Source organism: Rhodococcus sp. EPR-147 (genome assembly GCF_001647185.1).
Lineage (GTDB): Bacteria > Actinomycetota > Actinomycetes > Mycobacteriales > Mycobacteriaceae > Rhodococcoides.
Genome location: NZ_LVCU01000292.1, coordinates 1 through 13,883, shown reverse-complemented (window position 1 = coordinate 13,883; position 13,883 = coordinate 1). Strand labels below are relative to the sequence as shown.

14 protein-coding genes and 2 pseudogenes are annotated in these 13,883 nt (G+C 65.6%); 11 read left to right on the top strand and 5 right to left on the bottom strand.

The annotated features are described in order from the left end of the window. Nucleotides 1-191: pseudogene (locus tag A2J02_RS13895) on the top strand (glucose-6-phosphate dehydrogenase); the annotation flags it as partial. Nucleotides 192-196: 5 nt separating this feature from the next. Here A2J02_RS13895 and A2J02_RS13890 read toward each other — a convergent pair. Further along, nucleotides 197-676, bottom strand: a complete 480-nt coding sequence (locus A2J02_RS13890) for a hypothetical protein (protein ID WP_068050708.1) — start codon at nucleotides 674-676, stop codon at nucleotides 197-199. A gap of 140 nt (nucleotides 677-816) precedes the next feature. On the opposite strand from A2J02_RS13890, the gene thyX reads away from it, so the two are divergent. The 3 genes from thyX to A2J02_RS13875 all read left to right on the top strand — a co-directional run bounded on the left by thyX (nucleotide 817) and on the right by A2J02_RS13875 (nucleotide 4,440). Next, complete coding sequence (gene thyX / locus A2J02_RS13885) at nucleotides 817-1,569, top strand: FAD-dependent thymidylate synthase (RefSeq protein WP_068050707.1); 753 nt, start codon at nucleotides 817-819, stop codon at nucleotides 1,567-1,569. 100 nt (nucleotides 1,570-1,669) lie between these two features. After that, nucleotides 1,670-2,578 (top strand): 4-hydroxy-tetrahydrodipicolinate synthase, encoded by a 909-nt coding sequence (dapA, locus tag A2J02_RS13880; protein ID WP_068050706.1) that lies wholly within the window; start codon nucleotides 1,670-1,672, stop codon nucleotides 2,576-2,578. A gap of 107 nt (nucleotides 2,579-2,685) precedes the next feature. Next, complete coding sequence (locus A2J02_RS13875) at nucleotides 2,686-4,440, top strand: ribonuclease J (RefSeq protein ID WP_068050705.1); 1,755 nt, start codon at nucleotides 2,686-2,688, stop codon at nucleotides 4,438-4,440. 31 nt (nucleotides 4,441-4,471) lie between these two features. Here the strand turns inward: A2J02_RS13875 and A2J02_RS13870 are convergent, their stop codons facing one another. Next, the gene (locus A2J02_RS13870) at nucleotides 4,472-5,251 is read right to left on the bottom strand and encodes a sulfite exporter TauE/SafE family protein (protein WP_068050704.1); all 780 of its coding nucleotides are present in this window, start codon (nucleotides 5,249-5,251) and stop codon (nucleotides 4,472-4,474) included. Between the two features lie 95 nt (nucleotides 5,252-5,346). On the opposite strand from A2J02_RS13870, the pseudogene A2J02_RS13865 reads away from it, so the two are divergent. Both A2J02_RS13865 and A2J02_RS13860 read left to right on the top strand, forming a co-directional pair. Next, nucleotides 5,347-5,970, top strand: a pseudogene (locus A2J02_RS13865) (TIGR03085 family metal-binding protein). A 69-nt stretch (nucleotides 5,971-6,039) separates the two neighbouring features. Next, the gene (locus tag A2J02_RS13860) at nucleotides 6,040-8,727 is read left to right on the top strand and encodes a DNA translocase FtsK (protein ID WP_197478021.1); all 2,688 of its coding nucleotides are present in this window, start codon (nucleotides 6,040-6,042) and stop codon (nucleotides 8,725-8,727) included. Nucleotides 8,728-8,814: 87 nt separating this feature from the next. Here A2J02_RS13860 and A2J02_RS13855 read toward each other — a convergent pair whose 3' ends face one another. Next, nucleotides 8,815-9,099 (bottom strand): YciI family protein, encoded by a 285-nt coding sequence (locus tag A2J02_RS13855; RefSeq protein WP_068050703.1) that lies wholly within the window; start codon nucleotides 9,097-9,099, stop codon nucleotides 8,815-8,817. A gap of 41 nt (nucleotides 9,100-9,140) precedes the next feature. Beyond that, nucleotides 9,141-9,728: an amino-acid N-acetyltransferase gene (locus tag A2J02_RS13850; RefSeq protein WP_082899029.1), complete on the bottom strand. Its 588-nt coding sequence runs from the start codon at nucleotides 9,726-9,728 to the stop codon at nucleotides 9,141-9,143. Between the two features lie 140 nt (nucleotides 9,729-9,868). On the opposite strand from A2J02_RS13850, the gene pgsA reads away from it, so the two are divergent. The 5 genes from pgsA (at nucleotide 9,869) to A2J02_RS28265 (ending at nucleotide 13,252) form a co-directional block, all read left to right on the top strand. Then, nucleotides 9,869-10,573 carry a CDP-diacylglycerol--glycerol-3-phosphate 3-phosphatidyltransferase gene (gene pgsA, locus A2J02_RS13845; protein ID WP_231893994.1) on the top strand — a complete coding sequence of 235 codons (705 nt, stop codon included), beginning with the start codon at nucleotides 9,869-9,871 and terminating at the stop codon, nucleotides 10,571-10,573. Between the two features lie 198 nt (nucleotides 10,574-10,771). Continuing rightward, nucleotides 10,772-11,113, top strand: a complete 342-nt coding sequence (locus A2J02_RS13840) for a helix-turn-helix domain-containing protein (protein ID WP_032397883.1) — start codon at nucleotides 10,772-10,774, stop codon at nucleotides 11,111-11,113. Between the two features lie 144 nt (nucleotides 11,114-11,257). Further along, nucleotides 11,258-12,067, top strand: a complete 810-nt coding sequence (locus A2J02_RS13835) for a PspA/IM30 family protein (protein WP_068050702.1) — start codon at nucleotides 11,258-11,260, stop codon at nucleotides 12,065-12,067. 43 nt (nucleotides 12,068-12,110) lie between these two features. Then, nucleotides 12,111-12,980 (top strand): phage shock envelope stress response protein PspM, encoded by an 870-nt coding sequence (pspM, locus tag A2J02_RS13830; RefSeq protein ID WP_231893993.1) that lies wholly within the window; start codon nucleotides 12,111-12,113, stop codon nucleotides 12,978-12,980. Nucleotides 12,981-13,078: 98 nt separating this feature from the next. Further along, nucleotides 13,079-13,252, top strand: a complete 174-nt coding sequence (locus A2J02_RS28265) for a hypothetical protein (protein ID WP_179276638.1) — start codon at nucleotides 13,079-13,081, stop codon at nucleotides 13,250-13,252. Nucleotides 13,253-13,265: 13 nt separating this feature from the next. Here A2J02_RS28265 and A2J02_RS28260 read toward each other — a convergent pair. Beyond that, on the bottom strand, nucleotides 13,266-13,883 hold a 618-nt coding region (locus tag A2J02_RS28260), incomplete at its 5' end, for a diacylglycerol kinase (RefSeq protein WP_068050700.1).

Sequence of the window (13,883 nt, the reverse complement as noted above, 5' to 3'; positions counted from 1 at the left end):
GCGACCACACCCTGTTCACCACGGCCGAGGGCATCGAGCGGCTGTGGCAGGTTTCCGAACCGCTGCTCGCCGATCCACCCCCGGTCCGGTCGTACGCACCGGGGTCGTGGGGGCCCAACGCAATTCATCAACTCATCGCCCCACACGCGTGGCGGTTGCCCTTCGAGCGGGAGTGGCGCGAGAAGAAGTAGGCCGATCAGTTGTTCCAGCCACGGTCCTTGCGCATCTGATCACGCAGTGCGCCCTGAACTGCCTGCGACAACCACGAATTGAGCGACACTCCGCTGTTGTTCGCGGCGTCCTCGGCCCGTTCCTTGATCTGCTCGACCAGTCGCAGCGTCACCCGTCGGACCTCACCGGACACGTCGTCCATGGTCGGGTAGTCCTCGGTGACGGGCTCTGCCGGATCGCCGTCGTGCAGACCGGGCAGCGGGCCGTCGCGTCGAACATCGGCGTGCGCCTGCGTACCGTCGAGGCGAACGGTGACCGTATGACCATTCAGGTCGTTCGATACCTCTGCCGCGAAGTCCGACAGTGCCGTGAGCAGCATCAATCTGGCCGACGCCTCCGCCGTCTTGCCGAGAGCTTCGGCCGTCTGGCGGGTGTGCTCGTCGCCCAGAGCGGCTGCCGCGAGTAGATCCGTGCGTAGCGACGCGGTGTACTTGTCCAGTTCCATGACGCCAGTGTGGCGTCATAGTTGACGTCGGTCAAGCGTGCCTGGTGACGTCATGTGGCGGCACCGTGACGCCATCGTTCGCCGGGCATCGGTGCCGCGTTTAGGGTTGTGCGGTGTCAGCAGAAAACGAAGGTAGAGCTGTGCCGCGGACGGTTGCACTGAAAGTGCAACTGGTCGCCCGAACCGAGTTCGTTCCGCCCGTCGACATTCCCTGGGAAACCGACGCGGACGGCGGGCAGGCATTGGTCGAGTTCGCCGGTCGTGCCTGCTACCAGAGCTGGTCCAAGCCCAATCCTCGGACCGCGACCAACGCGTCGTACCTGCGTCATCTGCTCGACGTCGGACACCTGTCGGTTCTCGAGCACGCGAGCGTGAGTTTCTACATCACCGGAATCTCGCGATCGTGCACACACGAACTGATCCGGCACCGGCACTTCTCCTACTCGCAACTCTCGCAGCGATTCGTTCCCGAACACGACGCCAACGTGGTTCTTCCACCGGCTGTCGAAGGCGATCCCGAGCTCGAGGCGCTGTTCGCGTCTGCGACCGAGGCGAGTCGGGCGGCCTACACCGAACTGCTCGGTGCGCTGGAGGGGAAACTGGAATCGGTCACCAACGCTGCTCTCCGGGGCAAACAGGCGCGGCAGGCGGCTCGGTCGGTGTTGCCGAACGCGACCGAGACACGCGTGGTGGTGAGCGGAAACTACCGCGCATGGCGGCATTTCGTGTCGATGCGTGCCTCCGAGCACGCGGACGTGGAGATTCGACGCGTTGCCGTCGAATGTCTGCGTAAGCTCGTGGGAGTGGCTCCCGACGTGTTCGGCGACTTCGAGATCTCGACGCTGCCGGACGGCACGGAAGTCGCCCGCAGCCCGTTCGTGACCGAGGTCTGAGTACGAGGTTCGGTTGCGGCGCAGACCGGGTATGGCTGCACGGTGTCGGCGGGGAGTCCCGCTGCGCGAGAGTGGGCAAAGCACCGGGTAATCTGCTGCCATGACCTACGGTGACGCCGCTCCTTCCGTTGCGCCTGTGTTCGGTACGGTGCTCACCGCGATGGTGACCCCGTTCACGGCGGACGGCAAGTTGGATATCGATGCGGGCGTTCGGCTGGCACATCATCTCGTCGAGCAGGGCAACGACGGACTGGTTCTGGCCGGCACGACGGGCGAGTCGCCGACCACCCCCGAGAACGAGAAGCTCGAACTGCTTCGCGCAGTGATCGCCGCGGTCGGTCATCGGGCGCGCATCATCGCCGGAGCCGGCAGCAACGACACCGCACACAGCGTCGAGCTGGCCCGTGACGCCGCCCGTGCAGGCGCACACGGTCTTCTGGTCGTCACCCCGTATTACTCCCGCCCGCCGCAGGCCGGTCTGTACGCGCACTTCACCGCGGTCGCGAACGCCACCGACCTGCCCGTGATGCTCTACGACATTCCGCCGCGGTCGGTCGTTCCCATCGAGACCGAGACGTTGCGTCGACTCGCCGAGCATCCACGGATCCTCGCGGTCAAGGACGCCAAGGGTGATCTGAACGCCGGTGCCGAACTGATCGCGTCGACCGGGTTGCAGTTCTACTCGGGCGACGACCCGCTGAACCTGCCCTGGCTCTCGGTCGGAGCAACAGGCTTCGTCAGCGTCATCGGCCACCTCGTTCCGGCTCGCCTCCGCGAGCTGCACACCGCCTTCATGATGGGCGACATCGCGCGTGCTCAGGCGATCAACGTCAGCCTCATCCCGGTCATTCGTTCGGTCGCGCGCCTCGGCGGCGTCAGCGCATCGAAGGCCGGCCTTCGCCTCATCGGAATCGATGTCGGCGAACCACGACTTCCCCAGGTGCCACCGAGCATCGACCACATCGAATTGCTCGCAGCAGAGCTGCGGGCGGCAGGAGTTCTTGTATGACACGACCGAACAGATCGCGCGGACGCGCAACCCGAAACGCCGGACCCCCCTCCGAGCGTCCGGCCCCGAAGCAGGGCCAACCGGCAGGGGCTCGGCAGGGGAAGCCGATGGTGCAGAACTCGGCGCGCACTCAGCGTCCCGACAAGCGTCGTGAATTCGACCCGACGGAGCGTCTCGGCACACCGCCGAAGGCCCCGTTCAAGGGCCTGCGAGTGGTCGCGCTCGGTGGCATCGGCGAAATCGGTCGCAACATGACGGTGTTCGAGCACCAGGACAAAATGCTGATCATCGACTGCGGCGTGCTCTTTCCCGAGGATCAGCAGCCGGGTGTCGACCTGATCCTGCCCGACTTCCGTCACATCGAGAATCGCATGGCCGACGTCGAGGCCGTGGTCCTGACGCACGGTCACGAGGACCACATCGGTGCTGTCCCGTTCCTGCTGCGCCTGCGTCCCGACCTACCCGTCGTCGGATCCAAGTTCACCCTCGCGCTCGTCGCGGCCAAGTGCCGTGAGCACCGATTGCGGCCGAACCTCGTCGAGGTCATCGAGGGCCAGCACACGCAGCACGGCCCTTTCGATTGCGAATACTTCGCGGTGAACCACTCCATTCCCGATGCACTCGCAATCGCCATCAGGACCGATGCCGGGCTGGTGCTGCACACCGGTGACATCAAGCTCGATCAGCTACCGCTCGACGGTCGCCTGACCGACCTGGCCGGCTTCTCCCGGCTCGGCGACGAGGGTGTCGACCTCTTTCTGGTCGACTCCACCAATGCCGAGGTGCCCGGATTCGTCACGCCGGAACGCGAGATCGGCGGAGTACTCGACACCGTCATCGGCAAGGCGAAGCAGCGCGTCATCGTCGCGTCGTTCGCCAGTCACGTGCACCGCATTCAGCAGGTCATCGACGTCGCCGAGCGGTACAACCGCCGCGTGGCATTCGTCGGCCGGTCGATGGTCCGCAACATGCAGATCGCTCAGGATCTCGGCTACCTGCGTGTGCCCGACGGTCTCGAGGTCAATGTCGACACTGCCGCAACGCTTCCCGACGACCGGTTGGTGCTGATCTCCACCGGTTCGCAGGGCGAGCCGTTGTCGGCGCTGTCCCGGATGGCTCGCGGCGAGCATCGACAGATCAACGTCAAGGCGAACGATCTCGTGGTGCTGGCGTCCTCACTCATTCCCGGCAACGAGAACTCGGTGTTCGCGGTGGTCAACGGCCTCGCCAAGCGGGGTGCGACCGTCGTGACGCAGCAGAATGCGAAGGTTCACGTCTCCGGCCATGCGTCGGCGGGTGAGCTGCTCTACCTCTACAACGCCGTTCGGCCCACCAATGCCATGCCGGTGCACGGCGAGTGGCGTCACCTGCGCGCCAACGCGGCGCTGGCCAAGGCGACGGGCGTACCCGAGGAGCGAGTGGTGCTGGCCGAGGACGGCGTGGTGGTCGACATGGTCGACGGTCTCGCCGAGATCGTCGGACAGGTGCCCGTGGGGCACGTCTACGTCGACGGCCTCTCTGTCGGTGACGTCGGCGATTCGACGCTGTCCGACCGACTGGTGCTGGGCGAGGGTGGTTTCATCGCGATCAGCGTCGCCGTCGATTCGGCCACCGGTCGTGCGGTGACCGCACCCGAGGTGTCCGGTCGCGGATTCTCCGACGATCCGGCTGCACTCAAGGAAGCCGGTCAACTCGTCGAGTCGGAGTTGCAGCGTCTGGCGTCCGACGGCGTGTCAGATACGCACCGCATCGCGCAGGCAGTGCGTCGTGTCGTCGGTCGGTGGGTGGCGGACAAGTATCGCCGCAAGCCGATGATCGTTCCGACGATCATCGCAGTCAAGCCGCAACCGCAGTCGAACTAGGCGCTCCCACAGCCGAACTGGACGCGATCGTCTAGACGAGCAGTCGCCAGAGTCCGATCAGACCGAGGACGACGATGGCACCGCGCAGGGCCGCCGGCGAGAGCCGGCGGCCGTAGCGCGCTCCGACGGCTCCACCGATCAGCGAGCCGACCGCGATCAGTCCCGCTGCCTGCCAGCTGATGTCGTCGAAGCGAAAAATCGTGTACGTCACCGCTGCAACGACGTTGACGACCAATGACAGAAGATTCTTGGCTGCGTTCATCCGCTGCATGGTCTCGGGGAGCAGCGCTCCCATCACCCCGATGAGCAGAATGCCCTGTGCGGCAGTGAAATAGCCGCCGTAGATGCCGACCAGCAGAGTGCCGCCGGTGACCAATGCCATCCGGGTACGGCTGATGTGGTTCGCGGCCTTGCCTGCGGCTTCCGATCGCCGTTTGGCCCAGGCCTGGATTCTCGGTTGTGCGACAACGAGAATCAACGCGCCGATGAGCAATACCGGAACCACTGCGGCGAACACGGTTTCGGGTAGATGGAGCAGCAGCCAGGCACCGCCGAGCGCGCCGAAGAACGAGGCAGGCAACTGCCACCGCAGTCGATGCCACTGCCCGCGCAGTTCGCGCCGATAACCCCACGTACCCGAGACGCTTCCCGCCACCAGGCCCACCGCATTGGACATGGTGGCGAGCACCGGGGGATAGCCGAATGCGACCAACGTCGGAAACGTGATCAGCGTCCCGGAACCGACGACGGCGTTGATGGCTCCGGCTCCGAGTCCGGCGAGCAGGATGACGAGAATTTCCGATACCGGCACTGTTGGGAGGCTACCGACGCCGCAGGTGCATCGAACATCGGGGAGTGTGGGGCGGCGAGATGCCGTCGGATCGCTCGGGACGTACCGTGGACCGCGTGAGCCTCGCCCAGGATGAACGTTCCCAACTGGTCCAGACCCTTCTCGACGTGGGTCCCGATGCGCCGACGCTGTGCGGTGAGTGGACCGCAGCCGATCTGGCGGCGCATCTCGTCGTCCGGGAACGACGCCTGGACGCCTCGCCCGGCATATTTCTCTCTCCGCTCGCGGGGTACACGGAGCGCGTCCAGCGATCCGTTGCGAACAAGCCGTTCACGACGGTGGTCGAGGACATACGGACGGGGCCGCCCATGTGATCACCGTTCGCGCTGCTGGACCCCCTGATCAATCTCGGTGAGATGTTCGTTCATCACGAGGATCTGCGCCGGGCAGGCGAGAGCTGGACTCGGCGAGTGTTGCCGGCCGCGGTGGAGACGCGCCTGTGGCCGCAGGTTCGTTTGATAGGCCGGGCCGGACACCGTTCTGCGCCGATTCCGGTGCACGTCCGCACCCCGGACGGCCGCACGGCCACGTTCAAGGGTGGATCGGGCCCGGGCGTAACCGTGGTGGGGGAGCCGTCGGAACTGCTGCTCTACGCGTTCGGGCGCGATCAGATCGAGGTGCTGTACGAGGGTTCGGCGGACGACGTGGCTGCCGTGAAGGCACTCGATCTGAGCTTCTGACACATTCACCCCCGCTGTTACTGGTGTTGCGGATGGTTTCGACGGGGCTGTTGCGACTAGCCTGGGGGCATGGCAGGAAAGACCAGCACCTCCACCGCCAGAGCCGGATCCAGCGGATCCGGCTCCTCGCGCGCGTCCGGCACCGCCCGTAAATCCGGTGGCGGGCGTACTGCGCGCACCGTGACGACGCCGAAGAAGCCCACCGCTCCGCGCAACCCCGCGACGTCGCGTGCAAACGCATCCTCCCGTGGCAAGGCCCCAGCCAGGGGCGCGTCGACGGCTCGGCGGCCTGCGGCGAAGAAGAAGTCACGCGGTGCCCTCGACGCGATCGGGCGAGGCATCGCGTCCACCTGGTCGATGGCGGCACGCGGAGTCGGTGCCACGACGCGGACGGTGAGCAAAGCCGCCGACATCGAGCACGGCCACCGCCGGGACGGGATCGCCCTCGGACTGATCGCCGTCAGTGTCGTCGTCGCCGCGAGTGTGTGGCTGAGCGCCGGGGGACCGGTCGGCGAATGGATCGAGGTGGGTATCCGCGCCGTCATCGGTGAAGCCGGCTACGTCGTGCCCGTGCTCGGTGTCGCAATCGCCGTCGTTCTGATGCGCTCCGAACCGCATCCCGAGGTACGGCCGCGACTGGTTCTGGGATCGATCCTGCTCGGCCTGCCGATCCTCGGCCTGTGGCACATGGCCGCAGGCTCACCGACCGACGCCGCCGGCCGATCCGAGGGCGCAGGCTTCATCGGATACGTGGCAGGTGGACCCATAGCCGACGGCCTCACCGTGTGGCTGGCCGTACCGTTGTTGCTGCTCGCAGGCCTGTTCGGAGTACTGCTTCTCACCGGCACCACCGTGCGCGACGTACCCGATCGGATGCGTGCACTGTTCGGCACCGACAGCCGCGGCGACGAATACGACGAGTACGACCCGGCCGACTTCGGCTCCGAATTCGGTGACGAGGGCTACGGCGACTACGACAGCAACTTCGACGCCGACGGCTACCCGGTCCACGGCGGCGCAGACCCCTACGACAACTACCCGACCGAGGAATACATCCCGGTCGTCAAGCCGCCACGCGCGCGCAAGACCCCGCCGCCCGAGGCTGCCACCGAGGTCGTCGCACCCGCCGCCGCTGTTCCCGCACCTGCTCCCGAGCCGGTCGCGCCCCCGCGGCCGAAGCCCAAGCCGATCGTGAAGGCGGCCGAACCGAAACAGCCGGCCGAGGACGACAAGATCGTCGTCGATCGCGTCGTCGACGGGGATTACACGCTGCCGTCGCTGTCGCTGTTGATCGACGGAGATCCGCCCAAGACCCGCAGTCAGGCCAACGACGCCATGATCGAGGCGATCTCCGAGGTACTCGAACAGTTCAAGATCGATGCCGCGGTCACCGGTTTCACCCGCGGCCCCACGGTCACCCGCTACGAGGTGGAGCTTGGCCCCGGCGTCAAGGTCGAGAAGATCACGGCACTCGCACGTAACATCGCCTACGCCGTCGCCACCGACAACGTTCGCCTGCTCGCGCCTATCCCGGGCAAGTCCGCGGTCGGTATCGAGGTGCCCAACTCGGACCGTGAGATGGTCCGTCTGGCGGACGTGCTGACCGCGCCGTCGACGCGCAAGGACCACCATCCGTTGGTGATCGGACTCGGTAAGGACATCGAGGGCGACTTCGTCAGCGCCAACCTCGCGAAGATGCCGCACTTGCTGGTGGCCGGATCCACCGGTTCCGGTAAGTCCAGCTTCGTGAACTCGATGCTCGTCTCGCTGCTCGCACGGGCGACGCCGGACGAGGTTCGGATGATCCTGATCGACCCGAAGATGGTGGAGCTGACGCCCTACGAGGGAATTCCGCACCTCATCACCCCGATCATCACGCAGCCCAAGAAGGCTGCCGCGGCGCTGGCCTGGCTCGTCGAGGAGATGGAGCAGCGTTACCAGGACATGCAGATCAACAAGGTTCGTCACATCGACGACTTCAACAAGAAGGTGCGGTCCGGCGAGATCACCGCACCACTGGGCAGCGAACGCGTCTACCGGCCGTATCCCTACATCCTGGCCATCGTGGACGAGCTGGCCGACCTGATGATGACTGCCCCGCGTGACGTCGAAGAGGCGATCGTGCGGATCACCCAGAAGGCGCGCGCCGCCGGCATTCACCTGGTGCTCGCCACCCAGCGTCCTTCGGTCGACGTCGTGACGGGCTTGATCAAGACGAACGTGCCGTCGCGACTGGCCTTCGCCACGTCGTCTCTGACCGACTCACGCGTCATTTTGGACCAGCCGGGTGCGGAGAAGCTCATCGGTATGGGAGACGCGCTCTTCCTACCGATGGGTGCGGGCAAGCCGACGCGTCTGCAGGGTGCGTTCATCACCGACGAGGAAATCGCCGCCGTCGTCGACTTCGCCAAGAACCAGGCCGAGCCGGAGTACAACGAGACCGTCACCGCTGCGAAGGTCTCGGACAAGAAGGACGTCGACCCGGACATCGGCGACGACCTCGACGTGCTGTTGCAGGCGGTCGAACTGGTCGTGACGAGTCAGTTCGGTTCGACGTCGATGCTGCAACGCAAGCTTCGAGTCGGCTTCGCCAAGGCCGGGCGATTGATGGACCTGATGGAGAACCGCGGAGTCGTCGGCCCGAGCGAAGGCTCGAAGGCCCGCGAGGTACTCGTCAAGCCCGACGAGCTCGACGGTTTGCTGTGGTCGATCAAGGGCGGCGACCCGGACGAACAGCCCGCGTCGGAGGAGTTCTGACCGCTTCCCGGCCTGGGTGAATGGACCACTGCAGCCGTCTCGGCGGTGCAGTGGTCCATTCATTCGAACGGGGGGGAGCGGGGAAGATCAGGACGTGAAGGTGCCCATGACGGGCGTCCATTCGTGGAACGTCGCCGACTCGATCAGGTTCTCCACCGCGAACGGGTCTTGCGCGAACAGCGTCTCGACGGTGGCAGCATCCGCGCCCTCCACCAGCAGCAGAGCACCGCTGCCATCGGCGTACGGTCCACTCGACACCAGGGTTTTCCGGTCGAGTAGGTCGGCCAACCAGGCGCGATGTGCTGCGCGGTGGGTGTCGCGCCCGTCTGTGGTGGCGGGTGAGTAGGTGTAGCTGACGGCGATCAGGGGCATGGAGCTCTCTTCCGGATTCGAGGGGTGATCCCGGAATTCTGTCAGAGCGACAGCAACATCCGCGTGTTGCCCAGAGTGTTCGGTTTGACGTAACTCAGGTCCAGGAACTCCGCCACGCCGGTGTCGTAGGAACGGCACATTTCCGCATAGACCTCGGCCGTCACGGGGGTTCCGTCGATCTCGGCGAACCCGTGTCGAGAGAAGAAGTCCACCTCGAAAGTCAGCACGAACACTTTCTGCAACGCCAGATCACGAGCGACCTCGATCAGTTTGGCGACGATCAGGTGGCCTGCGCCGTGCCCCTTGGCGGCGGGATCGACGGCGACCGTGCGAACCTCGCCCAGATCGGCCCACAGCACGTGCAATGCACCGCAGCCGATGATCTCGCCGTCACGCTCGGCGATCCAGAACTCCTGCACCGCCTCGTACAGGGTGACGAGGTTCTTCTCGAGCAGAATGCGTCCGGCGTAGATGTCGATCAAACGCTTGATCTCGGGGATGTCGGAGGTTCTGGCTCGACGCACGACGAGAGTGCCGTCGTCAGCGGAGCCGAGGTCCGCAATGTCGGATTGCACGTCGGATTCGGGGTCTGCGATGTCGCGACTCGCCCGATTCGGCCCAGAAGTCATGGGGTGAACAGTAGTCAGTACCGCAACCGATAAACTTTTCGTGTGTCGTTCAGTGAGCTGTGTCCCCGTCTCGGCGGATCGGTGCTGCGCCGAAGCCGACACACCGACCGGTGCGTCGTCGACGGCGCGCGGTTCTGCCGATGAGCGGGCCGGTGACGCCCGATCACGGCGTTCCATCCAGCGGCGAGATTCCGGGCAACCGTCCCTCCGGTGCTTCGGCCCCGCGTGATTCGGGACTGCGTGATTCGGGACTGCCTCACGGCAACGCTGTCACCGGTGGTCCGGACGAAGTGCCGTTGCTCAATATCGCGAACGTCCTGACGGTGCTCCGAATCGCACTGGTTCCGGTCTTTCTCGCAGCACTGTTCGTCGGTGACGGCCACGACACATCCTGGCGGCTGGCGGCAACCGCGATCTTCGCTGCAGCTGCCATCACCGACCGGATCGACGGTCAGTTGGCCCGCAAGTACGGTCTCGTCACCGATTTCGGGAAGATGGCCGACCCCATCGCGGACAAGGCTCTGATCGGGGCCGCGCTCGTCGGACTGTCGATGTTGGGCGACCTGTCGTGGTGGGTGACGGTGATAATCGGTGTGCGGGAGATCGGCATCACCGCGGTGCGGTTCGCCGTCATCCGCCACGGAGTGATCCCCGCAGGGCGCGGCGGCAAGGTGAAGACTCTGGTGCAGACGTTCGCGATCGGGGTGTACCTGTGCCCTCTGCCGAGCGTGTTCGACCCGGTCGCGGTCGCCTTGATGGCGCTGGCGGTTCTGCTCACCGTCTACACCGGTGTGGACTACGTGGTGCAGGCCGTTCGTCTGCGCCGAGGCGTGTCCTCCGCGTGAACTCGTCGGCGGGCTACAGTCGTGGTGGCCGTGTCGCAGCTGTTTCGGCGCGTGTCGCAGTGAACGGGCATATAGGGTCGGGAACCAATCGGACCGACTGGGACGTTGAACATCGTGACGGCTCCGGACGAACGAGATGTGAACGTTGTCGTCTCGACGGCACAGCCGTCGGCACGAACACCAACGAGGAGGAGCGAGATGGCGCTGCTATTGCGTGAAGCACTCGGCGACAGTTTGCGGCGTACTCGCGTCGCACAGAGCCGAACCCTGCGTGAAGTCTCGAACACCGCACGCGTCAGCCTCGGATACCTTTCCGAGGTCGAACGCGGTCGCAAGGAAGCGTCGAGCGAGCTCCTCGCTGCGATCTGCGACGCCCTCGCCGTCCCGCTCTCGGACGTCATGAGCGATGTCAGTGTGACACTGTCCGACGCCTCGACCGCCGCCGCGCGGCTCGACGAGGCGGCGGTCGCCACCCGCATCGACGGAGATACTCGCGTCGTGATTCCGGCACCTGCTGCCAGAGCACTCGCCGCCGCCTAAGATCGGAAAAGTACCCAGTTTCCACTCCTGACCCAGACCACGCACCCGACTTTCACAGCACGGACAGGTTCATTTCGGTCACTGCGAGAGCAGCCGACCCGTACGCGGCCACCGCGGCGCAACAGATGGAGGCAGGACCACCCCATGGCTAATCCTTTCGTCAAGGCCTGGAAATACATGATGGCGCTCTTCAATTCCAAGATCGACGAGAAGGCCGACCCCAAAGTTCAGATTCAGCAGGCGATCGAAGACGCACAGCGACAGCATCAGGCTCTGTCCCAGCAGGCCGCGTCGGTCATCGGTAATCAGCGCCAGCTCGAGATGAAGCTCAGCCGTCAGCTGGACGAGGTCGAGAAGCTCAACGCGAACGCGCGGCAGGCGGTGACGCTGGCCGATCAGGCCGCCACTGCAGGCGACATCGAGAAGGCCACGCAGTACACGAACGCCGCTGAGGCGTTCGCAGCACAGCTGGTGACCGCCGAGCAGAGTGTCGAGGACCTCAAGGTCCTGCACGACCAGTCGTTGCAGGCAGCCACCCAGGCGAAGAAGGCCGTCGAGCAGAACGCCATGGCTCTGCAGTCGAAGGTCGCAGAACGCACCAAGCTACTGAGCCAGCTCGAGCAGGCGAAGATGCAGGAGAAGGTCAGCGAATCCCTGCGGTCGATGGACAGCACGCTGTCCGCGCCCGGCAACACCCCGAGCCTCGACGCGGTGCGCGACAAGATCGAACGTCGCTACGCAGATGCCCTCGGATCGGCAGAGCTGGCCCAGAACACCGTGTCGGGTCGCATGATGGAGGTTCAGCAGGCTTCGGTGCAGATGGCGGGTCACAGCCGCCTCGAACAGATTCGTGCATCGATGGCAGGCGACTCGTTGCCGTCGGGCAATGCCGCGGCGAAGCCCTCGATCTCGAAGTCCCCGGACGCGACGCCCGAGCCACCGGCTCAGGCCTAGATCGAGCCGGCGAACAGCTCGGACGTCCGACAGCAACGTCGACATGAACAGTAGAGAACACGAATCCGGCCGGTCGCGTAAGCGGCCGGCCGTTTCGCTCGATCGCGAGGCCGTGACCGCAGCCGTCACCGAGTCCGGTGCCGTGGTCAAATCTCTGGCGGAGTCCGCTCGGAGTGTCGGGACCTCGATTCTCGACGCCGCAGGGCGCCGACGAGATCCCCGCGTCAAGCACCTGAAGAAGATTCGCCGCGCCAGACGACGCGGAATCAGGTTCGGTGCCGCGTCCACGACGACGGCCGTGGGAACTGCGGGGATGGCCGTGCTGTCGGCACCGGAGTGGACTCTGTTCGTGGGCGGCGGTAGTGCGGCGCTGATGGCCGTCCCGGCGGCATTCGCGGTGACGCGGTTGCGGCGACTTCGAGCCCAACCGGTGCCGGTGGGACTACCGACCAAGCGCGTGTTGCCGCAGCGCGGATCTGCCGCGTACGAGTCGATGACCCGACTGGCCGGTGCCGAGCAGAGTCTGTTCGAGCTACTGGGAATCCTGGCGAGATCCGAGACGATCGGTGCCGAGGACGTCGAGGAGATGATCGGGGTGACCTCCGACGCAGCCCGCGGGCTCGAAGGAGTCGCCGTCGACATCGCCGCTCTGGAACGTGCGGGGGCGGCAAGCGCTGTGACCCGCGAGCACCTGCGGGGCGGAATAGCCTCGGCTGCAGCCGAACTCGCCACCGGTGTCGATCAGTACGAGCAGCTCGTGGCCGCGGCCGCGCGGATGACCGGACCGGCAGGATCGGCGTCGACGACGGTCGTGGAATCGCATCGACGCGAGCTGCTGTCGGCTACGGATCGACTGCAGGGGTGGGCCGAGGCGCTCACCGAACTCGACCGGATTCGGTCGCGGCACCGCTGAGACAATTCAGGGTTCACCCCGATGTGTTCGTCGCGCGCGAGTGCCAGTATCGAAGTACGCGAAACGACACGGTGCGCGGCGACACGGTAGGAGCACTCATGTTCTGGAAAGTACTGGGATTCATCGTTCTGATCTGGATTGCGCTCGCGCTTCTGGGCACCATCATCAAGGGTGTCTTCTGGCTCGTGGTGGCCGGCGCGATCGTGTTGGGCCTGGTATGGCTGTACAAGGCGATATCCTCCGACAACGATCGCTCGTCGCTGAAGTTCTGACGCGGCGGCTCGGTCACCCGCGAGCCACGGAATCCTGATTCACGAACACCCGAAGTGCCCGCGGCACGCAACGCGCGGTGACAGGTAGTTCGGCGACTCGCTCACCGTCCGCATAGGCGACGATTCCGTCGCATCGCAGCGTGACCTGCGTCGAGGTGTAGGTGTCCACCTCGGGCCGGTCGATGTGCGTTCCCCGGTAGAGCGTGGGGGACAGTCCGAGCAGTCGAGTCCGGCTCACCCCTCGGATGACGGTGACGTCGAGAAGGCCGTCGTCCACGAGCGCGGCGGGGCACACGACCATCCCGCCACCGTAACTTCTGCCGTTTCCGACAGCGACCAAGGTGGCGTCGAGACGAAGCTCGGCATCGTCCAGTTCGATGACGTACGGCAGCTTTCGGAGTGACGCCAGCTGAAGGATCATCGCTGCGTTGTACCGCAGCGGTCCGCGTGGCCAGCGCAGTCGCTTGGCCCTCTCGGTGACCAGCGAGTCGAACCCACTGGACAGGACGGTGGCGAACCAGCGCTCGCCGATCCGTCCGAGATCGATTGCGCGGGTGACGTTGTCGGCGACGATGTCGGCGGCGTGAACAGCATCGCCACGAGGAAGTCCCAGAGACCGTGCCAGATCGTT

Excerpts from the sequence above, each read along its gene's own strand:
- A2J02_RS13890 (WP_068050708.1), bottom strand. The coding sequence starts at position 676 with ATGGAACTGGACAAGTACACCGCGTCGCTACGCACGGATCTACTCGCG.
- dapA (WP_068050706.1), top strand. The coding sequence starts at position 1,670 with ATGACCTACGGTGACGCCGCTCCTTCCGTTGCGCCTGTGTTCGGTACG.
- A2J02_RS13875 (WP_068050705.1), top strand. The coding sequence starts at position 2,686 with ATGGTGCAGAACTCGGCGCGCACTCAGCGTCCCGACAAGCGTCGTGAA.
- A2J02_RS13860 (WP_197478021.1), top strand. The coding sequence starts at position 6,040 with ATGGCAGGAAAGACCAGCACCTCCACCGCCAGAGCCGGATCCAGCGGA.
- A2J02_RS13855 (WP_068050703.1), bottom strand. The coding sequence starts at position 9,099 with ATGCCCCTGATCGCCGTCAGCTACACCTACTCACCCGCCACCACAGAC.
- A2J02_RS13850 (WP_082899029.1), bottom strand. The coding sequence starts at position 9,728 with ATGACTTCTGGGCCGAATCGGGCGAGTCGCGACATCGCAGACCCCGAA.
- pgsA (WP_231893994.1), top strand. The coding sequence starts at position 9,869 with ATGAGCGGGCCGGTGACGCCCGATCACGGCGTTCCATCCAGCGGCGAG.
- A2J02_RS13840 (WP_032397883.1), top strand. The coding sequence starts at position 10,772 with ATGGCGCTGCTATTGCGTGAAGCACTCGGCGACAGTTTGCGGCGTACT.
- A2J02_RS13835 (WP_068050702.1), top strand. The coding sequence starts at position 11,258 with ATGGCTAATCCTTTCGTCAAGGCCTGGAAATACATGATGGCGCTCTTC.
- pspM (WP_231893993.1), top strand. The coding sequence starts at position 12,111 with ATGAACAGTAGAGAACACGAATCCGGCCGGTCGCGTAAGCGGCCGGCC.
- A2J02_RS28265 (WP_179276638.1), top strand. The coding sequence starts at position 13,079 with ATGTTCTGGAAAGTACTGGGATTCATCGTTCTGATCTGGATTGCGCTC.